Annotated in this window: 17 protein-coding genes; 9 read left to right on the top strand and 8 right to left on the bottom strand. The window is 36.7% G+C overall.

Translation table 11 applies throughout. The annotated features are described in order from the left end of the window. Nucleotides 1-30 precede the first annotated feature (30 nt). Nucleotides 31-696, top strand: coding sequence for a type II CAAX endopeptidase family protein (locus R4Z10_RS02270; protein WP_338471619.1), 666 nt, complete (start codon nucleotides 31-33; stop codon nucleotides 694-696). Between the two features lie 251 nt (nucleotides 697-947). Here R4Z10_RS02270 and R4Z10_RS02265 read toward each other — a convergent pair whose 3' ends face one another. Beyond that, nucleotides 948-1,382, bottom strand: a complete 435-nt coding sequence (locus tag R4Z10_RS02265; RefSeq protein WP_338471618.1) for a hypothetical protein — start codon at nucleotides 1,380-1,382, stop codon at nucleotides 948-950. Nucleotides 1,383-1,408: 26 nt separating this feature from the next. Then, nucleotides 1,409-1,867, bottom strand: coding sequence for a helix-turn-helix domain-containing protein (locus tag R4Z10_RS02260; protein ID WP_338471617.1), 459 nt, complete (start codon nucleotides 1,865-1,867; stop codon nucleotides 1,409-1,411). 532 nt (nucleotides 1,868-2,399) lie between these two features. Between R4Z10_RS02260 and R4Z10_RS02255 the strand changes: the two genes are divergently transcribed. After that, entirely contained in the window at nucleotides 2,400-2,780 is a 381-nt protein-coding gene (locus R4Z10_RS02255) for a VOC family protein (protein ID WP_338471616.1), read from the top strand. A gap of 273 nt (nucleotides 2,781-3,053) precedes the next feature. Here R4Z10_RS02255 and R4Z10_RS02250 read toward each other — a convergent pair whose 3' ends face one another. The 3 genes from R4Z10_RS02250 to rlmD all read right to left on the bottom strand — a co-directional run bounded on the left by R4Z10_RS02250 (nucleotide 3,054) and on the right by rlmD (nucleotide 8,586). After that, the gene (locus R4Z10_RS02250) at nucleotides 3,054-3,728 is read right to left on the bottom strand and encodes a cytochrome c biogenesis CcdA family protein (protein WP_338473141.1); all 675 of its coding nucleotides are present in this window, start codon (nucleotides 3,726-3,728) and stop codon (nucleotides 3,054-3,056) included. A 1,377-nt stretch (nucleotides 3,729-5,105) separates the two neighbouring features. Further along, nucleotides 5,106-6,410, bottom strand: coding sequence for a phospholipase D family protein (locus tag R4Z10_RS02245; protein ID WP_338471615.1), 1,305 nt, complete (start codon nucleotides 6,408-6,410; stop codon nucleotides 5,106-5,108). Nucleotides 6,411-7,206: 796 nt separating this feature from the next. Further along, a complete protein-coding gene (rlmD, locus tag R4Z10_RS02240; protein WP_338471614.1) occupies nucleotides 7,207-8,586 on the bottom strand; it encodes a 23S rRNA (uracil(1939)-C(5))-methyltransferase RlmD in 1,380 nt (459 codons plus the stop codon). Nucleotides 8,587-8,953: 367 nt separating this feature from the next. On the opposite strand from rlmD, the gene treP reads away from it, so the two are divergent. From treP to R4Z10_RS02215, 5 genes are all read left to right on the top strand, one after another. Beyond that, a complete protein-coding gene (gene treP / locus R4Z10_RS02235; protein WP_338471613.1) occupies nucleotides 8,954-10,888 on the top strand; it encodes a PTS system trehalose-specific EIIBC component in 1,935 nt (644 codons plus the stop codon). A 425-nt stretch (nucleotides 10,889-11,313) separates the two neighbouring features. Continuing rightward, nucleotides 11,314-12,975 carry an alpha,alpha-phosphotrehalase gene (gene treC / locus R4Z10_RS02230; protein WP_338471612.1) on the top strand — a complete coding sequence of 554 codons (1,662 nt, stop codon included), beginning with the start codon at nucleotides 11,314-11,316 and terminating at the stop codon, nucleotides 12,973-12,975. Nucleotides 12,976-13,104: 129 nt separating this feature from the next. Beyond that, nucleotides 13,105-14,787 (top strand): alpha-glucosidase, encoded by a 1,683-nt coding sequence (locus R4Z10_RS02225; protein WP_338471611.1) that lies wholly within the window; start codon nucleotides 13,105-13,107, stop codon nucleotides 14,785-14,787. A gap of 121 nt (nucleotides 14,788-14,908) precedes the next feature. Next, complete coding sequence (locus R4Z10_RS02220; protein ID WP_338471610.1) at nucleotides 14,909-15,286, top strand: SET domain-containing protein; 378 nt, start codon at nucleotides 14,909-14,911, stop codon at nucleotides 15,284-15,286. A 295-nt stretch (nucleotides 15,287-15,581) separates the two neighbouring features. Beyond that, the gene (locus R4Z10_RS02215; protein ID WP_338471609.1) at nucleotides 15,582-16,157 is read left to right on the top strand and encodes a hypothetical protein; all 576 of its coding nucleotides are present in this window, start codon (nucleotides 15,582-15,584) and stop codon (nucleotides 16,155-16,157) included. A 55-nt stretch (nucleotides 16,158-16,212) separates the two neighbouring features. Here the strand turns inward: R4Z10_RS02215 and R4Z10_RS02210 are convergent, their stop codons facing one another. The 3 genes from R4Z10_RS02210 to R4Z10_RS02200 form a co-directional block, all read right to left on the bottom strand. Further along, a complete protein-coding gene (locus R4Z10_RS02210) occupies nucleotides 16,213-17,136 on the bottom strand; it encodes a diacylglycerol kinase (protein ID WP_338473140.1) in 924 nt (307 codons plus the stop codon). A 314-nt stretch (nucleotides 17,137-17,450) separates the two neighbouring features. Then, on the bottom strand, nucleotides 17,451-18,806 hold the full coding sequence (locus R4Z10_RS02205; RefSeq protein ID WP_338471608.1) for a hemolysin family protein: 1,356 nt from the start codon (nucleotides 18,804-18,806) through the stop codon (nucleotides 17,451-17,453). A gap of 351 nt (nucleotides 18,807-19,157) precedes the next feature. After that, complete coding sequence (locus R4Z10_RS02200) at nucleotides 19,158-20,333, bottom strand: transposase (protein WP_338471607.1); 1,176 nt, start codon at nucleotides 20,331-20,333, stop codon at nucleotides 19,158-19,160. 53 nt (nucleotides 20,334-20,386) lie between these two features. On the opposite strand from R4Z10_RS02200, the gene R4Z10_RS02195 reads away from it, so the two are divergent. Then, complete coding sequence (locus tag R4Z10_RS02195) at nucleotides 20,387-20,539, top strand: hypothetical protein (protein ID WP_338471606.1); 153 nt, start codon at nucleotides 20,387-20,389, stop codon at nucleotides 20,537-20,539. Between the two features lie 269 nt (nucleotides 20,540-20,808). Further along, nucleotides 20,809-21,417 (top strand): glycerol-3-phosphate 1-O-acyltransferase PlsY, encoded by a 609-nt coding sequence (plsY, locus tag R4Z10_RS02190; protein ID WP_338471605.1) that lies wholly within the window; start codon nucleotides 20,809-20,811, stop codon nucleotides 21,415-21,417. Nucleotides 21,418-21,658 lie beyond the last annotated feature (241 nt).

Raw genomic sequence — 21,658 nt, 5'->3', positions numbered from 1 at the left:
ATTATTCAGATATTCTTATAGGAGGTTTTTATGTCTAAAAGATATTGGGGAGTGTTGATGACTTATATTTGTTTTGTTTTTTCAGTTTTGTATGTAGTTGCTCCCATATTGATAAACGGATTCGGTATTCCAAAAGAAAATGCTTTCTTATATGGTAAATTGATAGGTTCAATTCTAACTACGATTATTATTTTATTTCTATTAAATCCTGATATAAAAAAGGGAGTATCAAAGGATGCTCTTCCGTTTAAAAAGTCTATAAAGTGGATTATAATAGGTTTTTTTATGATAATAGTCGCTCAAATAATAGTTGGATTAATCGAAACTTATATATTCAATACAAATCCTGTATCTGAACGTAGTCAATCAAAAACTGATATTTTAGACACTTTAAGTCCCATTATGTTGTTAATTAACTTAGTAACCACTATTATTTTTGCACCCCTTTTTGAAGAAGTTATGTGTAGGAAAATTATTTTTGGTACACTATACACGAAGACCAACTTCTTTATTGCAAGTTTGGTATCTTCAATTGCCTTTGCTGTTCCGCATATGGATTTTAAACACTTATTATCCTACATTGCAACGGGATTCGTTTTATCATTTGTATATGTTAAAACGAAGAGAATAATCGTTTCAATCATAACTCATTCATTTGTAAATGCCTTTGTCTTTCTAGGGGCATTGTTACAATAAGAAACAAATTATAAAAAATATCGACCTTTTAATTAAGGTCTTTTTTTATGAACTTCTTGACATAGTATGGTTAAGAAAGCAACAATCTATACGAAAATATCCTTTTAATAAAAGAGGGCAAAATTGAACTTTGGTGTCTATTTTTATAAAAATATTGCTATTTACCGATTAAAAGGAGCTCTTTTTAAAGAGTGTCTACTTTTTAACACTTTAGGTACTAGTATTGTTGAGAAAAATTGCATGCCAAAATATTAGCTTAAAAGATTGTTGTACCAATGCTGGATATGTTCAGTTTTTTTCACATGCCAAAGTCTGCTATACACGACCCTGTAAAAGTACCCTTCAAAGGTTGTATGAATTTTCCCTTTCTTGTACTTGAAAATGGTTTGTTTAAAGTCCGTGATAATAGATTCGATCACATCATCTAAAGGGATCGACAGGTTTAATTTTTGACAAGCAAGATGAACTTTGGACCAAAGGTTATAGATGTCGTCAATGGGCAAGAAAGGCTTAGCTGCTTTTATAAAATCTTCATGAACATAATCTGGTAAGAAACTTGAGTCTAGTTCATGCCATGCTGTTTCATGAAGTTGAGTTTGACGGTTCTGAGTAGCGTTAGTTTGCTCTTCTACATTTTTGTTCTGTTTCTCCTCTGCATGTGTTTTTGGAGAATGAGTAGTTTCCATGGACTCTTGATGATTTTGAGACCTTATTACGTCAATACGGTTTTGTTTATTAATCTCACAGAGTGAGCTTTGCTTATTCTCTGCTTTATTAGGAGTGACAGGTAGAGTGACATCCTGGGGTGACACAGGTTGTAAAAGGAGTCAATCGATTCAAAAGGCTGGATCACTAAGAGATTCACTCCTTGCTTTCCATTCATGCGTGCGGTAGGAATCTTTTTAAGAAATAAAAGTTCCTCTAAAAGCTTCACCGCACGAATGACCGTTCTGCGGCTCAAACTGATTTCGTTTGCAATGGTATCATATTTCGCAAATGACACCCCAACCACTTTCACTGAATATCTCCACAGAAAATTCAACACTTTGATTACTCCCTCTGATAGAGATGATTTGAATTTATATAAGAACCCACGAACCGCTAGATCCATTTCGTCAATAGATGTAAAAGATTGATATTGTTTAATTATTTCATAGTTTAGTTTTTCCATTGGGAAGCTCCTTTTGTCAAAGTCGGGAATTCATTTCCCGCACGTTCTATTCCAAATGTATAGAAGGAGCCGAATTTTGTACAATTACCAAATATCGCGGAAATCGCTTAAAAAACACCCAATTGGGGGTGAATTGATATCAATTCACCCCCAATTGCATGTTTTTTAGAGGAGTTAGTGAGAATTTGGTATAAAATTATTTCTTTTTTTTGGGGGTGCCTGGCACGACCCGGAGTGTGCTATTTTTTGTCGAAAACTAACTAAAAAAAGAGTCGTTTCAATTAAGAAACAAACTCCCTTCATTATAGTATAAAATTAATTTTGCCAGATATTCTACTTGAATGAACTGCTCCTAACGTCGTATCATTTTCTAATAATGCGAGATACTTATAATGTATGTCGGAATTAAGATACTGTTTTTAAATCATTAACAATCATTTAAACAACAATTAACGTTAATCAATCGTATCAAATGTACTTATATAGTATCTATGATAAGATAAAATCAAATAAAGTTACGGAGGATGATAAAATGAACCAAGTGCTTGTTGAAATTTGTTTACGTGTTAGAGACATTGATGCTACTTTAGATTTTTATACTAAGCTTTTTGATTTTGAAGTAGCCAGTCGCAGAGAATTCCCTGAAGATAAATTTGATTTAATCTATCTAAATTCACCGGGTTCTTCAGTACAAATAGAACTTACTTACAATTATGATGCAGAACCATATGTTATAGGAAATGGTTTCAGTCATTTAGGCGTAACAGTAGATGATTTAGAAGAAATGCATAAAATTTGTAAAGCTTCTCCTTATGAAACAGGTGAATTGAGAGGACTTTCAGGTGGAACACCTTCTTACTTCTTTGTTACTGACCCTGATGGCTATAGAATCGAAGTAAAGCGTAAGAAATAAAACGTTCTACATACAAAAAAGTTTGTAAAAAGATTTAACCCTCGACCCTCTAATTCAAAATAGAGAAACGAGGGTTAGGCTTTATTATGGGTGCCTGGCACGACCCGAAGTTTGCTGTATTTTGTCCAAAAACTAACTAAATAAAAAGAGCCGTTTCAGCTAAGAAACAAGCTCCCCTCAATTAGTTTAAAATTAGTTTCGCCACACACTCCACATGTCTGGTGTGCTGATTGTAGATAATGAATTTATTGATGTAGCTTTGTTCACCTCTAACTAAAAAAGGTCTATGAAATTGCGAACAAGAAGGCCGCCCTTCCAATTTGCTAAATCAGTAATCCAGTTTAGTTTTCCACTAATCATTAACAATGCTACAAAGACAATCATCGCCCCACCGAATTGTTCCATTCTCTTAGCTTTATCTCCTAACTTCTGATAGAGACGACGTAAAGGTTCTCCAAAAATAAACGTAATAAAGAACATAAGGCTAAACCCTAACGAATAGGCAATCATGTGTAAAATGTTTAGAACAAGATTCCCATTCACTGCAACAACAAGCAGGACACTTCCTAAAAAGATTTGACCCCAACCAGGAGCAATAACTAAACCAGCTACGAAAGAACGTAGATAACCAGGCTTCACAGCTCCAACTTGATTTGCAACTGCTGTTTCAAGCTTTGTGAACTTCGGTAAAAATTTAAGATGAAATAATCGCATTTGATGTAATCCTAAGAATAATAGAATTATACCCGAAATCACCTTTACTGTTCCTACAACAGATGAAACTGCTTCCCCGATAAAGGAGGCAATAACCCCCAATACCACCATAATAATCGAAAATCCTAATACAAAGAAAACTGCATTCTTCCAAAACTTCTTTCTTATTGAACGAAGATCAGTAGCTGAACCAGCTACTTCCCCACTTAAAAATCCAAATAGCGCAGGGAACATTGCCAATACTCAGGGTGAACAAAATGCTACAGCCCCGACACCAAATGTTAAAAGCAGAGATAATCCTTCCATATTTACCCTCCTATCTATCAATCTGTAAAATATTAAAACACTTTTTGTAACTACTCAGGCACCCCATGAAGATACCAGATAGCTAAAGAAATCTGACCAAGAAGCGTGTTTAGCTGCTTTGTTATTGTGTTGTATGACAAACATCACCACAAGATGCAGTGGTATGTGCACAAGTCTTTACTGAAACAAAAACAAATAAAGCAAAATATTGCCTAACAAACTCCTAAATCAAGGGTATGGCTGAGTAGTTACGAATGATCTACGCTTCATTCTTGCACTTCCTTTCTGCCATCTCTATTAGTGGAAAAACAAGAGTTAAAATACAATATTCAACTTTTCACAAATATTCTCCAGATTAGAGAAGTAGTTGAATATCACTATGTATATTTTTATTACTATTAAAGTATAAATAAATATTATTCTAATATAAAGTTTATTTTATCGATAAACAAATTCAAAACTTATCTATTTTATAAATATTAATATTAGGAATCCTATTATCTCAACGTTATTAGATTTTAAAACCGAATTACCATCACCTACCATTCACAAAGAGTTAACAATTTCTGCATAAAAAATATAAACTTTTTATTTTAATATAATAAGAAGAACAAAAATTAATTTGAAATAGAAAAAAGGAAAGCAATAAACTGAAAATTCGGTTCTTTGCTTTTCTTAAATATCTAGAAGTATAAAAATTCCAATATATCTATAACGTTTTTTCGTTAGCCTAGTTTCTTAGTCTATTTATCCATGGTGCAAGCCCTCGTGTTTTTAAGAAATTATTTTGGGTGCCTGGCCTGGCACGACCCGAAGTTTGCTATACCTTGTCGGAAGATTAACCACAAAAAGAGCAGTGGAATCCCTGAAAAAGTTGTATTTACTAATACAATTTACCGTAGTGATTTAGAAGTAGAAATATAGCATTGGGTTTTACCTACTAATGCTATTTTTTAATTACTTATTATTGAATAATGCAGATAAATTGAGCCAAATGTGCGAAGTTTCGGGCCAGTCAATTCGGAAAAAATGATCCGTTCTTTGCGGAACAGAAAACCACTAATAAAAATTAGTTTGTGAATGTCTACCCATAAACTAAACCGGACAGGTTAGTTAAGTACATAACTTCCCAAATAAAAAAGCTGACATTCTAATTAGAATGTCAGCCTTTTTTGGGGAACTTGTCAATAACTTGGAAAATTCCACCTCAACTATCAATCAATCTTTTTTAAAGGCTGTATTCGATAAGTTTGGTGTTTTTTCATCCAATTTATCTATAGCTATCTGAGTTTATTGAGTAGAGCCTTATAATAAGTGCTGGAATAAATCCGTTATATAGGATAGTCCTTTTATACTGAATGATTTAACCCAACTTACTTTACCTGGTTTTAAGTTTGGGTCTTCTATATACGACCCATCCTTTGCTACCTTTAAGCTCTTTTTAAAATACTGGTTCATTTCTTTTTCGAGAATTTCGGTAAATTCCACGCTATCAATAACGACCATAGACTCGGTATTTAAAAACGCCGACCTAGAATCCATATTAAATGCTCCAATGGCACTCAATTGATTATCAAAGATAAATGTTTTAGCATGTAGGGAGTCAGGCCCCTGATATTCCAATACATTCACACCTTTTTTTGACATCCCATTAATATGTTTAATATGTCCTGAATAGGCCATAACATTTGCTGTCGATGCTAACGAGTTCGTTAAAATCGTTATCTTTTCAGGAGAGACTTGTAACGTATCTATATAAGGAAGCATAGGTTTCGTTGGAATAACATAAGGGCTTTGAATGACTATGGACTTTTTCGAATTCTTCATGAGATTCGTTAAATCATACCAAGCCCAAGGTTCTTTATTAAATCTTTGTATAGGATTATGAATAAAGGTGATATTTTTAGTAGGAAGGGACATTTTTACCCAATCATAATAACTAGCAAATAATTTTTTATCCGTTTTTCTCAAATTTCCTAGTTTCTGTTTTAATTGTTGATTGGCTTCTTTTGCTTTCTTTTGTTGGTGTGTGGATAGCTCTTTAAAAGGAACTTTTGTAATGGGATGGTCCCAGACGTGATTAAAGTAGTCTTCCATTTGATACAAAACACTGCCTTCCTTTAACTTGGGATCCGTATTAATGATTAGAACATCTCGGTCATTCGTAGGGGATTTTTCACCTTCTTGAATAAAATAACGATTCCCGATATTTCTGCCGCCGATAATTGCATACATATGATCGATAATAAGTAATTTATCATGGAGTCGATTATTCCATGTCCAAGGCAGTAAAGGATTTAATGGTTCATAAAATTTAATTTCGATATTTGGATGATTGATTAAGGCGTATTGAACGTCTTTCAGACTAAATCTAAGACCATGGAAAATTCCATCCAAAAGAATCCTTACCTTTACTCCACGATCGGCCGCATCCAATATCATCCCTAACAATAAATCAGTAATGTATCCTTTATGGATCGCATAATAGGAGACATCAATAGATTCCTGTGCATTTTCTATTAAGTTAACACGTGCAAGACCTGAAAACATTTTTTCTTCCAGTAGAATCACACGATCCTGTGACTCCTCATTTCCATAGAATCTTTCCACTCCATGCTGCTCCTTATAAGTGCTATTAACCTGAGGATGGTTATCTTTAAAAATCACGATGCCGAATATAGTTATATACATTAAAGAAAAAATGAGAATAACAATAGCCGTTCCCTTAACTTTTTTTATCGAATTTTCCTCCTTTCTAACACCTATAAAGCCCCACTAATTGTTAATAGCTTGTCCAAAATCTTTATCAAATAACAAAGCAATAAATAGCAATAGCAATATATTTGGTCATCTTCTTTTCCTATGGAAATCATTACCTTACTTTGGGGAGTCTTAGCGGATTAGAAGGATATATGTATAAAACTGGATTATGTCTTCAGCTCCAAAAGAACTTGAATTTTCAATGGATTATTTATCTCAGCATGTAGCGTAGGAACAACAATTGAGTGCAGTTCACTGTGTTATTCAGGAGAAGGAACAACAATAAAACTCATTCTAGAAGATTTAAAGGTAAACAGATTACGTTCAAGAAAGATTGACTTGATATGTATATTGACAAAATTATATCCCGAGAATCTTGTTGAATATAGATAACAAATAGACCTGGAGGTAGTCCAACTCGAAATAGTTAAGATTGGGAATTATTGGAAATTTGAAAAAATTGAGCGAGAGATTATGCAGTTGATTTAGGCATAAACCTAATGAAGTTACAATACTAAGAAAATTTAACTCCTCAAGTCTTGCTCTATTTATGAATAAAGTAAACTGTAGCGTTGATGGTAATCTTCGTATTCATTACAACCTCGTAAATCCTTACAAGAACAAGAATAGGCAACAACCACAAGGGTTAGTTGCCTTCTATTAAAATGAGTTGCGCCACACACTCCACATGCATCGTCTGCGGAAACATATCCACTGGCTGAATTTCTACGGTCTGGTACCCTCCATCCTCTAAAATCCGTAAATCCCGGGCTAAAGTAGCTGGATTACAGGAAACATAGACGACCTTTTTCGGTTTCATGTCAATAATGGTTTGCAGCAATTTCTCATCACAGCCTTTACGCGGTGGATCTACAACAAGTACATCCGCGACTACACCCTTTTCATACCATTGGGGGATGACTGTTTCCGCTTCTCCAATAGAAAACTCTGCATTTGTAATGCCGTTTAACTCTGCATTTTTTCTCGCATCTTCAATCGCTTCGGGAACAATTTCCACTCCATAAACTTTCTTTGCCTTTTGAGCAAGGAAAAGAGAAATCGTTCCAATCCCACAATACGCATCAATGACCGTTTCCTCTCCTGTTAAGCCTGCATATTCTAGCGCCTTGTCATATAAGACCTTTGTTTGTTCAGGATTGACTTGATAAAAGGATCTTGCGGAAATCGCAAATCGAATGTCCCCTATTGAATCGTAAATCACTTCTTCTCCCCAGAGAACCTGAGTTTCATTACCAAAAATAACATTCGTCTTTTTCGGGTTCACGTTTTGGACAATTGACTTCACATTTGGAATTGACTCAACGATTGCCTCAATGATTTTCTTTTTATTCGTTAACTCATTTGTTCGCGTAATGAAAACGACCATGACTTCCTCGCTTTTCAAGCCATAACGGGCCATTATATGGCGAAGCTCTCCCTTATGTTTTTGCTCATCATAAGCCCGCACTCCATAAGTACGACAAATTTCCTTCACCTTTTTGACGACCTCATCATTTTTTTCCTGCTGAATTAAACAAGTTTCCATATCAATGATTTGATGGCTGCGCTGTTGATAAAAACCACCGATCAATCCACCTTCATGCTCGCCGATCGGTACTTGAGATTTATTGCGATAACGCCAAGGTTCTTCCATTCCTAATACGGGGTGAATCTTAACATTGGGCAGTTTCCCAATTCGCTGCATAACGTCTCGCACTTGTTTTTCTTTAGCTACTAATTGACCTTTATAACTCAAGTGCTGGAGCTGACAACCCCCACATTCTTTATAAATGGAGCACTCTGGTTCCACACGGTAAGGGCTTTTCTCCGTTATTTCCATAAGACGCCCGAATCCGTACCCTTTATTTACTTTTATCACTTTCACTTTAGCCTTTTCACCTGGAAGACCGTTCGGCACAAATAGTGGATACCCATCCACCTTTGCAACCCCGGCTCCATCATGAGTTAAATCTTCAAATATAACATCTATGTATTCGTTCTTTTGAACAGGTAATGTTTTTGACATGAGTTTCTTCCTTTACATATAGTATCGATCCTTTTCCCAAAATTGTATCATAAATAGCCTCCGGATAAAAAAATAACTAAATGGAAACCTTACTTAATTAAATTATGAATAACGGTCATCAAGCGGAAGCAGTAGGATTCTTAGCTTAAAACATGAAAAAGAGGGTAGTCCTTAAAGAGAACCATTTTTACATAACACTTCTGCACCTGGGCAAGCCTTCGGTACAAAAAGCATGTGCTAAATAAGTAATAAATTTCCATTTGAAAGCATTTGCAAAACTTGTATATACAGGATATACTTTATATAGAGCTTGTATATACAAATTTCTTAAGTAAACATAGATCAGTAATGAAAGAGGGGGTTACTTATGGTAAACCTAAATCAGAAAGAAACCATTTTTGCACCACTTAGTGGAAAAGTTACACCACTTGAGAGTGTTCCAGATCCCACGTTTTCTGGAAAAATGATGGGGGATGGCATAGCCATCGAACCAACGGATGGAAAAGTGGTTTCACCTGTTGATGGAGAAGTCATCTTAACTTTTCCCACTAAACATGCTGTTGGTTTAAGAAGTAAATCAGGAATTGAACTATTAATTCACATTGGAATTGAGACTGTTACCATGAATGGTGAGGGCTTTGAAGTACATGTCAAACAAGGAGAACATGTCAAAGTTGGTGATCCGCTTGTCACTTTTGATCTGCAATTAATCAAGGAAAAAGCCGCAAGCCATATTACACCAATCATCGTGACTAATGGGGATAAAGTTGCCTCTTATGGAAAAACAACCGATAGCACAGTTATTGCCGGCGAGTCGACATTACTTGAACTTTCGTTGCAGGGTACTGAAATAGAAGCTCCCCCTGACAATTCACAAACTAACAAAAAATCAAATCAAGGAATGCAATACAGCGAAGAGGCTAATAAAATTGTTGCAGCGGTTGGCGGCTTGGAAAATATCGATGCAGCTACACACTGTGTGACAAGACTACGATTTGCTTTAAAAGACGAAGGGATTGTGGATAAAGATTCACTTGAAAAGCTAGATGTTGTAAAAGGCACCTTCTCTACCAATGGTCAATATCAAATTGTCATTGGACAAGGTACTGTTGATAAAGTATATAAAGCAATGGTACTTGAAACCGGTATTCAGGAATCTTCAAAAGATGATGTTAAAGCTGCCAGTGGTAAAAAGTTAAATCCGCTGCAGCGTGCGATTAAAACTCTGGCTGATATTTTTATACCCATTCTTCCAGCGATTGTAACAGCCGGTTTGCTTCTTGGACTTAATAATATTTTAGTTAATCCGATTTTTACAGACGAATCGATTATTGAAATGTACCCATCTTGGGCTGGTGTGGCTGACATGATTAATGTCATCGCTAGTACGGCATTCGCCTTCCTCCCTGCTTTAATTGGTTGGTCAGCAGTGAAACGTTTTGGCGGAAATCCTTTACTTGGAATTGTTCTAGGTCTAATCCTTGTCCATCCGGCATTAATGCCTGCTAGTGATTATGCAGTAGCTACAGCAGAAGGAAATGCGCCAACTTGGAATGTGTTTGGATTTGACGTGAATATGATGGGCTATCAAGGACAAGTCTTGCCGGTGTTAGTTGCCGCCTGGGTTTTGGCTAGTATCGAGAAATGGTTGAAAAAGCGTGTCATTGATTCCTTGCAATTATTAGTCGTTGCACCCATTGCCTTGCTCGTAACTGGTTTCTTAGCATTTATTTTAATCGGACCGGTTACTTTTACAATCGGTAGTTGGATTACAGATGGATTAGTCGCTATTTTTGAGGCAGCACCACTAATTGGCGGACTTGTCTATGGTTCTCTTTATGCACCATTAGTCATTACAGGAATGCATCATACATTCCTTGCCGTTGATTTACAATTAATCGGCAGCACCGGAACGACTTTCTTGTGGCCAATTGTTGCCTTATCAAATATTGCCCAAGGTTCTGCAGTTTTTGCCATGTTCTTAGCAGCAAAGGACGAGAAATTGAAAGGCTTAGCAGGAACTTCAGGGGTTTCCGCTTGGTTAGGTGTAACAGAACCAGCTATGTTCGGTGTTAATTTACAATACCGTTATCCATTCTTTGCGGCCTTAATTGGAACAGCTATTGCGGGTGCCTTTATTACAGTAGGTAATGTTCAAGCATCTTCCATTGGAGTTGGAGGAATCCCTGCGTTTTTATCAATCGATAGCAGCATGATTACCTTCCTAATCGGCATGTTAATCGTTATTGTTGTTCCATTTATCATAACGTTAGTGATTGCAAAACGGAAAATGCCTAGATAAATGCAATTTTATTGGGAGTTGGGTAATTTTTGCCTTTATCCGAACTTAATAGCAGCAATATCTTTTAGAGTTGAGCAAATTTGTCGTTATCGAACTAATGATAGCGGCAACTTCTCGAAAGTTTACGCAAAGTTGCCTGTATCGTACCCTCGATAGCAGCATATTCTCGAAGGGTTCCACATAATTGCTGTTATCGTACCCTCGATAACAGCAAACTCCCAACAAGTTTGTAATATTGCTGTTATCACCCCTACAATAACTGTATTTTTCTAGGAACCATACAAAAATGCAGTTATCCCAACCTCAATAGCTGCATTTTTCTTATGAGCTTAATCAATATAGCTGTTATGAACCTCTAACTAATAACAGCATTTTTCCCAAAAACAAATACAAAAACCAAATCAATTGAAATGAGGAGTTAAATGATGAATGAAGCATGGTGGAAGAAATCAGTTGTATACCAGATTTACCCCAAAAGTTTCTACGATACAACAGGAAAAGGGACGGGTGACATCCAAGGAATCATTGCAAAGTTGGATTATCTTAAAAATTTAGGTGTCGATGTCATTTGGCTGACTCCTGTTTACAAGTCCCCTCAAAATGATAACGGGTATGATATAAGTGATTATTATTCCATTGAACCAAGCTACGGGACAATGGATGATTTTCAAGAATTACTAGATGAAACACATAAACGCGGAATGAAATTAATCATGGATCTTGTTGTTAACCATACATCTACAGAACATGAATGGTTCCAACAAGCTAAATCTTCAAAAGACAATCAATTCCGTGACTTCTATATTTGGAAAGATGCAGTAGATGGGGATGCACCAAGTAATTGGGTATCCAAGTTCGGTGGTTCTGCATGGGAATGGGATGAAAAAACGGGTCAATATTATTTACATTTATTTGATAAAACACAAGCTGACTTAAACTGGGAGAATAAAGATCTCCGTGAAAATATTTTTGAAATGATGCGTTTTTGGGCGGAAAAAGGGATTGATGGATTCCGACTTGATGTCATTAATCTGATTTCCAAAAATCAACATTTCCCTAACGATGATAGTGGAGATGGTCGAAGATTTTATACAGACGGACCGAGAGTTCATGAATATTTACAAGAAATGAATCAAAACGTTTTTTCAAAATACGATATGCTCACAGTTGGGGAAATGTCTTCAACCACCTTAGAAAACTGTGTGTTATATACGAACCCAAAACGTGAAGAACTCTCCATGACCTTCCAATTCCATCATTTAAAAGTTGATTATCCCAATGGGGAAAAATGGACAAAGGCTCCATTTGACTTTTTAAAATTAAAGCAAATCCTTTCCGATTGGCAAGTTGGCATGCATGAAGGCGAAGGTTGGAATGCCCTGTTTTGGTGTAATCATGATCAACCTCGTGCCGTTTCCCGTTTTGGAGACGACAAGCAGTATCATAAAGAATCAGCCAAAATGCTGGCAACCACGCTTCATATGATGAAAGGAACTCCTTATGTTTACCAAGGAGAAGAATTTGGAATGACCAATCCAAATTTCTCTTCGATTGAACAATACCGTGATGTAGAATCTTTAAATGCGTATAAAGAATTACAAAGTAAAGGCATGGCCGATGAGGAGATTATTGGGATTCTCCAGCAAAAGTCCCGTGACAATGGGCGAACACCAATGCAATGGTCAACAGATGAACAGGCCGGATTTACAAGTGGAACACCTTGGATTGGAGTAGCGGAAAACTATCTAGAAATTAACGCTGAGAAAGCATTACAGGATCAAGATTCTATTTTCTATCATTATCAAAAGTTAATACAATTACGCAAACAATATGATGTGATCACTTACGGAGACTATCAGTTGCTTTTTGAAAATGACCCCCAAATTTTTGCCTATACGAGAAATTGGAATGGTGAAAAGTTACTTGTAATCAGTAATTTCTACGGGAAAGAAGTGACGGTTGATTTACGATCCGAAAAGATAAATACACAACCAGAAATCTTGCTATCCAATTATGACAATTCTTCTAAAGATCTGGAAAACTTACATTTAAGACCGTATGAATCAATTATCTATTACCTAAATTAAGAGCATAGAATTTTTTACGATAAACGAGAAACTAAGGGCTTTTCATAAGGTGTCTGGCATACAAATTGTAATTCGCCTGACACCTTTTATTTTGAGAAAGAAGCCCTTGCTGCTTTGGAGGGATTTTTTATGAAAAAAAACTGGTGGAAAGAAAGTGTCGTATACCAAATTTATCCGAGGAGCTTTAATGATAGTAATGGAGATGGGATCGGAGACCTAAAAGGAATCATCGAGAAACTAGACTATTTAAAAGACCTGGGGATCGATGTCATCTGGCTTTCTCCTGTCTACGAATCTCCAAATGATGACAATGGCTATGATATATCTGATTACAAAAAGATCATGGGTGAATTTGGGGTAATGGAAGATTGGGATCAATTATTAAACGAAGTTCATCATCGCGGAATGAAGCTAATGATGGATCTTGTTGTAAACCATACATCAGATGAGCATGAATGGTTCAAGGAGTCAAGAAAATCAAAGAACAACCCCTATCGTGATTATTATATTTGGCGACCTGGGAAAAATGGACAGGAACCGAATAATTGGAAGTCATCCTTCGGAGGTTCTGCTTGGCAATATGATGAAACGACCGATGAATATTATTTACATTTATTCAGTAAAAAACAACCAGACTTGAACTGGGAGAATCCGAAGCTACGGAAAGAAATATACGAGATGATGAAATGGTGGCTTGATAAAGGAATTGATGGTTTCCGTATGGATGTGATCAATTTCATTTCGAAAGTTCCCAGCTTACCGGATGGTTCGATTAAAGCAGGTGAAAAATATGCATCTGGCAGTAAATACTACCGTAACGGCCCACGGATTCATGAGTTTTTACAAGAAATGAATCAAGAGGTATTGTCAAAGTATGATATTATCACTGTTGGCGAAATGCCTGGTGTTGATGTGGAGGAAGCGAAAAAATATACAGATGAGCAACGGAATGAATTGCAAATGGTCTTCACCTTTGAACATATGAATCTGGACTCTGGCCCGAATGGCAAGTGGGACCTCAAACCTTTAGCATTAACAGATTTAAAAGAGAATCTTTCAAAGTGGCAAACTGGCCTACATGGAACAGGATGGAACAGTCTTTATTGGAATAACCATGACCAACCACGCATTGTTTCAAGATTTGGGAATGACAAGAATTACCGGGTAGAGTCGGCAAAAATGTTAGCCACATGTCTCCATATGCTTCAAGGAACCCCTTATATTTACCAAGGGGAGGAAATTGGGATGACCAATGTCCGTTACGATTCAATAGAGGATTACAAAGATATTGAAACAATAAATTTGTATCATGAAAAAGTAATCGAGGAAAATGCGGAACCAACTGAAGTGATGAATTCTATTTATAGTAAAAGCAGAGATAATGCAAGAACGCCATTCCAGTGGAACGATCAACCCTCCGCAGGATTCACAAGTGGAAAGCCTTGGATAAAGGTAAATCCAAATTTCAATGAGATCAACGCTGAAAAAGCAGTGAAAGAGGATCATTCCATTTATCATTATTACCGGAAGTTAATCCAGCTGAGAAAACAGCATTCAATTATTGTTTACGGGGACTATCAACTGATTTTACCGGATCACGATCAGATCTATGCTTACTTACGTACGTCCGAAATAGAAAAACTACTAGTGATTACCAACTTCAGTGAAGACCCTGTATCCTTTCAGTTACCGGAAGATGTACTTTTTGAACCAAGGGAAATACTCATTAGTAACTATCATATAGCGGACACAAACCTTCCTTTGAACTTTACTCTAAAGCCCTATGAGGCCAGGGTATATAAAGGAATTTAATATTCAATAGAAAAGCATTAGTTGATATTTTATTCGCTAATGCTTTTCTTTTAATTCGAATCAGTGGTAAAGTACAAACTAGAATATATTTAATAAAATTTGAAGATGTAGGTGGATAAATATGATTGAAGTAAAAACTTCCGCACTTAGTGACGGGGAATTAAATCGAGGGGTGTTTGCTACAGAGGATATTAAAAAAGGAACTATTTTCCATCAGGCACCTGCTCTCCCATATCCAAATGAAGAACATGTTCATATTGAAAAAACACTTCTTGCTGATTATGCATTTGAATATGGGAAAAACCATTCTGCCCTATTACTCGGTTATGGGATGTTGTTTAACCACTCCTATACTCCAAATGCCCACTATGATATTAATTTTGCCAATCATACCTTTGACTTTTTTGCTCATAAGGATATAAAAGCTGGTGAAGAAATCCTCATTAACTATAATGGAGATGTCGATGATCAGGAACCGTTATGGTTTAATCAAGAATAATGTTTATTAGACCTGGTCATAGCATAAGGACCAGGTCTTGACTTTTGTCTGACTTATTACAATAATGTTACTTTAATCACAAACTAAATTCACCCTTAATTTCCCCCATTAAAACAGCAGCTCATAAATCTTGATATTAAAGGCTTTAAAAATATTTTGACAACTTTGTGTTGTGAATTTATGAGCATTGTTTGAACTCCTCTATTGTTATATTGCTAAAATAATTAGAAATTATATAATTTATGTTATAAGCTATCACAAACTCATACAATTAGAAAAAAGGGAGATGTCAAAAATGAAAAAAGTTTTAACCTTAGCTTTAGCATTAGGCCTTGTCGGAATTTTTGCTGGCTGTTCAAATGATGAAGCGGCTCCAACGGACACTGCAAAAGAAGCAACAACAACCGCAGCTGAAAGTACTGATGAGATCAAAACAGCTGTTATTAACGGTGCTCCACATGGAGACAAATCCTTTGGTATCGCAGCTGTAACATTAGAAGGAGACAAGATTGTATCTTCTTACATCGATGAATTCCAATTTATGGACCCTGCAACGAGTAAAGGCGTTCCTAACGCTGATGGCGCTTTCGGTGAAAGTTTCAAAGACTCTGGGAAAGTTTTAGCTTCTAAAAATGAAAACTCTGAACAATACAGCAAAAACATGAAAGAAAAAGCCAGCGCTACTAATTCTCTTGATGAGAACATGGCTGCCATTCATGAATATGTAAAAGGCAAAACGGTCGCTGAATTAGAAGCAACTCTTCAAGAAAATCCAGGTGAAAAAATGATTGATGTTGTAAGCGGTTCCACACTTGCTGACACAGAAGGATATGTTAAATTTATCGTTGATGCTGCAAAAGCTGCAAAATAATATTAAAACACAAGAAAAGGATTGAGCAAATGCTCGATCCTTTTTATAGTCAATCTTACCATACATTTTCAGGACGATCTTCAGGACGAAGTTTATCAATCGGTACGAAACACTCTAAATGACGATATAAATTAACAAATTCTGCAGGTAATACTCCTCCGAACTCGCCGTCTAAGTTTAATTGTACCTTTTCATCCGATTTTACCTTAATTCGATTCGCCTTCGTATAGATCACTTTTGGATCATGAATATGCTCACCGCGCAAAGCTAGAGTCGCAATTCTAATAAAGTCAGCTAAATTGGTTTGCTTTAAAATAAGTAGTGAAAACATGCCATCATTGATCGATGAATTTGGCGCGAGTTTTTCAAAGCCACCAACAGAATTGGTCAATCCCACAAGAAAAAGCATGACTTCCCCTTCATAGAGCTTGCCATCATATTCAATGCTGACTCCAGTCGCTTTAAGTGAAGGAAGCATCTCAATCCCTTTCAAATAGTACGCCAACTGCCCTAGCATTGTTTTTAATTTACTTGGTACATCATAAGTAAGTTCAGTCAACTGCCCGCCGCCAGCAATATTGATGAAATATTTTTCATTCATGCGGCCAATATCAATCGGAATGGTCTCACCTTTTGCAATGACCTCAGTTGCTCCGATGATGTCTCGAGGAATTTGCAGAGCCCGAGCAAAGTCATTCGTTGTTCCTACTGGAATAATTCCAATCTTTGGTCGATATTCCTTTTCAGCCAATCCATTAACAACTTCATTAATGGTTCCATCTCCACCGGCAGCTACCACCAGATCGTAACGACGCTCAACCGCAAGTCTTGCCTCCTTGGTTGCGTCCCCCGCACCTGTCGTCGCATGGGCAGATGTTTCATATCCTGCTTTTTCAAGAATTTCAAGAACATCTGGTAATTGCCGTTTAAAAGCCTCTCTACCAGAAGTTGGATTATATATAATTCTTGCTCTCTTCATACCCATCATCCTATATCGAACTTTGTAAGTTTCAATTAATTTCCCTTTCATCATATCGAAAAGAAACAAATTTAGCAATTTTTTGCACGAAAAATGGAAATAAAATACAAAGTGCTTTAATCAATCAAACGTTTGTTTAGTCCTTTTGTTTGGTAAAAACATCCCTTAATCAAACGTTTGTTTAAGGGGCTTGTTCGCTTTTATGAGTAATCAAACGTTTGATTACTATATACGTTCGACTCATCGAACAGTTTCCGCAAAAAAATCTTAACCCCATCAATGGATGAAGGTTAAGATTTTTAAAGGATCCTGTACTATGATTGAACCTTATCTTGAGTTTCCTCTTTATCTTCTAAACGGATCTCTTCATTGTCTTCTATCGTTACAATCACTTTTTCTATTCGGTTTTCGGAAACCTCTATTACCTCAAAAAGAAGGTTTTGATACGATACAACTGGCCGTTCATGAATGGACGGGATATAGCCAATTTCGCCAATAAGGAAACCATTTAGGGTGTCATAATCAGCTTTTGGTAATTCAATCTTTAATAAAGGCTCTAGTTTATATAAACTAACGATCCCTTCTATTGAATACTTATTTTCAGCAAGTTGTTTGACTTCTTCTTCATCCGGTCCATCAATCTCACTTGATATTTCCCCAACGATTTCCTCAATGATATCTTCAATGGTAATTAATCCTTCTGTTCCCCCGTATTCATCTAACACAATTGCGATATGAACGTTATGCTTTTTCATATCTGTAAATAAAGTGTCAATTGACTGGGTTTCGAGCACAAAATAAGGTTTCCTGATTAATTCGCTTAAATCAAATTTCTGTTCATTATCCTTGCTCATAAACTGAAATAAATATTTCACGTGAAAGATTCCTATAATATTATCAATATCGCCTTCATAAACTGGAAATCTCGTATATTTCTCTAAATTAACTACTTCAACGGTTTCCTCTAATGTTGCATCAATAGGAAGAGCCACCATATCTGTACGATGTGTCACTATATCTGAAACCGATTTATCATTAAACTCAAAAATATTATGAATCATTAACTTTTCAGCTGCTTGAATGGTTCCTTGTTCGCTTCCTACATCAATCATCATGCGAATTTCCTCTTCGGTTGCCTCTTCGCTTTTCGCATTTGGATCCACACCAAAAACTCGTACAACCGAATTAGTGGAAAAGGTTAAAAACTTTACAACCGGCAAACAGATCTTGAAAAGTAATGTTAAGGGCATTGCAACTTGATTTGCAATCGCTTCCGCTTTTTGCAGGGCCAATTGCTTTGGTACAAGCTCACCAAACACAAGCGTAAAATAAGAAAGAAGAACAGTAATAACGATGACCGAAGCTGTACTTAATACTTCTAGGCTTAAAGGAATCCCTAAATCATATAGAAACTGTGCAAGCGGGCCTGCAAAAAAATCAGCTGCAAAAGCACTCGCTAAAAAGCCAGCTAGGGTGATTCCAATTTGAATCGTACTAAGAAACCGACTCGGCTCAGAAATAAGATTATACAGCAAATTTGCCTTTTTATCCCCATCCTCCGCCATCCGTTTGACCTTATTATCATTTAACCCTACCAATGCCATTTCAGATGCTGCAAAAAAAGCATTAAGAAAAATTAATACAATTAACGTAACTAGTGCAGTCCCCAACGAAATGTACCCTCCAATGTTAATAGGAATCTCTAACCAATCTATATTAACTCTTATAAGAATTATATAGTTAATCATACACTTTTAGCAATATGAACCTCCCCCACCTAACCATTTGGTTCGAGGAAGGGGTTTCTTGTCTAAGGAATAGACCAGTCGAAACGAAGCAATGCTTCTAGTGTCGTCAACACCTCCAAACTTCCTACCCTCTGACAGATAAGAGTGTTCACCCTTATCTAGTGGTACTTTCGTTAGATGTTTCTCAACAGCCAACTCCCACCGTAAGCAACATGCACGTTTCCCAACGCACAAGGGGCGGTTTTGCCCGTCTACTAACGTCCTTTTGGTCAACTACCCCAGAGTTACAGGTCGTAGATACGTTGCACGCTTAATAGGGAAATAAGTCATTTTCCCGTGCAACTCTTTTGTTAAGATATTTCTTGCACCATGAATATCACGATGCTCCTTGTATCCGCATTTACATGTATAGTTTCTCCCTTTTGCTTTTTTGCGGTTTCCGCAGACAGGACATGTCTGGGATGTATAGGATTCATCCACCTTTTCGATCGTGACCCCTTTTGCCTTTAATTTGTATGCCAATAAATCGTGTACTTTTCCAAAAGACCAATTGGATAATTTTTGATTTGTTTCTTTTCGTTTCTTCTTTTTCGTCTTTCGTTGAACGCCTTCGGGGTATCCTAGAACTACGTGTTTAACGTCATGCTCCATACACCAATCCATGAAATCTTTAGTCGTTTTATGCAAAGCATCTTCTAATTGGGATTGGCTTTTGGATAATACGTAACGTTTAGCACGATTGTATTTTTTCCATTGACGACTTCCTTTTTTACAGCGACTCATGAGAATTTGCAGTTCCTTTAATTTCTTGTTCCTTAACTGATGGATGCTTCTCATATATCTTCCTGTAATGATACAACTATCCCCTTTTTCTGTTACACTAGCGATCGTATGAATTTCACCAGGATCAATACTTACTGTGACGCCATCCTCTTTTTGTATCGGTTCGATCCCATCATCGTAGGAAAGACAGGCATACCATTTTCGATCATAGACTAACTCGACTTCTTTAATCGATTCCGCAGGGACCTTATTCAACTGAATACGCAGAGGTTTTTGTCTTTTGCCCTTCCAATTCCCCAGCGAAAGAATCAGTATTTTTCCCTCGATCGAGAACGAATCATCTACCCATTTGGGATTGAACACAAATTTATATCTCCAAGGATATCGGATGTTTTTGTGGCCCTTTTTCCTTGCCTCTCTTGTCGCTTCTCTTGCAGCTAAAAATTTATGGGCTACAGCTTGTATCGTTTGACTGTGAAGGGGGTACAGACGTTTTAATTCTTTTTGCAGTTCGGTTTGTGTGATCCACTTATTCCCCAATCGATAATAATAACGAGCCACTTCAACACAATCATTCCATATGGTTCCACTTAATCTACGAATATCGAATAATTGCTGAATCGTTGTATGACTAGCACGAAACGGAGTTTTTAAGGTTCGATACATGTTTCCACCTCCAACATTCGGTATATATTCATTATAACGAACAGAACGTGTGTTTGTCTAAAGATTCAAATATTTCAAGGAAAAAGATTGCCAAGTATGAAGTAAAAAAGGTAGAAAAACGAAGAATAAAGAGAGCAGGCTATACAGGGACAAGCATGGCAATTACATCACGTATCCTGGTAAGTCATACAAACAGATCAATCTGAAAGATTGCGAGCTTCCCTATCACAATAATAACTGGCAATATGTCGAGAATATTTAGGCTACCGCCTAACCAAAATTCATCTCCCACCTACTTACTGTCGTTCCTTGAGGAGGGAGATAAATTTTGGAAATCCGTTAAATAAACTATGAATTCCTTTATATTTGAATTTGAATGTATAGTCTCAATTTTCAAAGAAGCGAGGGCTTTTATTTCATGCTTTTTCATATATATTTATAGTTAGGAGAGAAAAATGCTAGAAAGGAGAGATTTATGCTTATATCCCTTTTTATCCTTGCTTATTTCATCGGTTCAATTCCGACTGCTCTCATTATTGGAAAGGTGTTTTTCGGGATTGATATTCGTGAACACGGGAGCCAAAACCCAGGTGCAACCAATTCCCTTAGAGTATTAGGTAAAAAGGCAGCCTTAGTCGTTCTACTTGTTGATGTTGGGAAAGGAGCCCTGGCTGCGTCAATACCATTTATTTTTCAAGTAGAGCTCAGCCCGCTTTATCCAGGACTTGCGGCCGTTATTGGACATTGCTTTCCAATCTTTGCAGGCTTCAGAGGAGGTAAAGCCATTGCTACAACGGCTGGAACATTACTCGTCGCCAACTTTTGGTTGTTTTTAATCGCTTATCTCTCATTTTTCATTGTCATCTTCATTACGAAGTATGTTTTTTTCGGCTCGATCTCAGTTGGACTTATTTTACTTTTATATACGATCATGAATCAGGGCCCAGAAGATGATCTTTTGTTTCTCTTTTTTCTGCTTTTACTCATTTTTTTGCATCGGACAAACATCCGCAACTTTATTCATCATAAAGAACCTAAGGTAACAGATAAGAATTTAATCAATGACCGCATAAAACCTATTTAACTCATTCAGCCATTGCTTTTTGTACGGAAGCTTTGTCAGGCACAGAAGTCCTCCACTATATAATTCAACGTTCAACCCCCAGCTGCAAAGCCTAACTCTCCGATTTTTATCGGGAAAGCTCGTCGACGGACAGGACGACCTAGTCAGGCTAGACATAAAGGGGTGGCATTTTAATGCCTGACAAAAATTCGGTGCAGATTCAGCACGGCTAATTTGTTAAGAGACAGTAGTGGCCATCATT

Origin of the sequence: Niallia sp. XMNu-256 (assembly GCF_036670015.1) — a bacterium.
GTDB lineage: Bacteria > Bacillota > Bacilli > Bacillales > Cytobacillaceae > Bacillus_BD.
Note: the sequence above shows the minus strand (reverse complement) of the source record. Positions and strands in the feature narration are given on the sequence as shown.

Coding starts and splice junctions, on each gene's coding strand:
- R4Z10_RS02270 (WP_338471619.1), top strand. CDS start 31: ATGTCTAAAAGATATTGGGGAGTGTTGATGACTTATATTTGTTTTGTT.
- R4Z10_RS02265 (WP_338471618.1), bottom strand. CDS start 1,382: ATGGAAACTACTCATTCTCCAAAAACACATGCAGAGGAGAAACAGAAC.
- R4Z10_RS02260 (WP_338471617.1), bottom strand. CDS start 1,867: ATGGAAAAACTAAACTATGAAATAATTAAACAATATCAATCTTTTACA.
- R4Z10_RS02255 (WP_338471616.1), top strand. CDS start 2,400: ATGAACCAAGTGCTTGTTGAAATTTGTTTACGTGTTAGAGACATTGAT.
- R4Z10_RS02250 (WP_338473141.1), bottom strand. CDS start 3,728: ATGTTCCCTGCGCTATTTGGATTTTTAAGTGGGGAAGTAGCTGGTTCA.
- rlmD (WP_338471614.1), bottom strand. CDS start 8,586: ATGTCAAAAACATTACCTGTTCAAAAGAACGAATACATAGATGTTATA.
- treP (WP_338471613.1), top strand. CDS start 8,954: ATGGTAAACCTAAATCAGAAAGAAACCATTTTTGCACCACTTAGTGGA.
- treC (WP_338471612.1), top strand. CDS start 11,314: ATGAATGAAGCATGGTGGAAGAAATCAGTTGTATACCAGATTTACCCC.
- R4Z10_RS02225 (WP_338471611.1), top strand. CDS start 13,105: ATGAAAAAAAACTGGTGGAAAGAAAGTGTCGTATACCAAATTTATCCG.
- R4Z10_RS02220 (WP_338471610.1), top strand. CDS start 14,909: ATGATTGAAGTAAAAACTTCCGCACTTAGTGACGGGGAATTAAATCGA.
- R4Z10_RS02215 (WP_338471609.1), top strand. CDS start 15,582: ATGAAAAAAGTTTTAACCTTAGCTTTAGCATTAGGCCTTGTCGGAATT.
- R4Z10_RS02210 (WP_338473140.1), bottom strand. CDS start 17,136: ATGAAGAGAGCAAGAATTATATATAATCCAACTTCTGGTAGAGAGGCT.
- R4Z10_RS02200 (WP_338471607.1), bottom strand. CDS start 20,333: ATGTATCGAACCTTAAAAACTCCGTTTCGTGCTAGTCATACAACGATT.
- plsY (WP_338471605.1), top strand. CDS start 20,809: ATGCTTATATCCCTTTTTATCCTTGCTTATTTCATCGGTTCAATTCCG.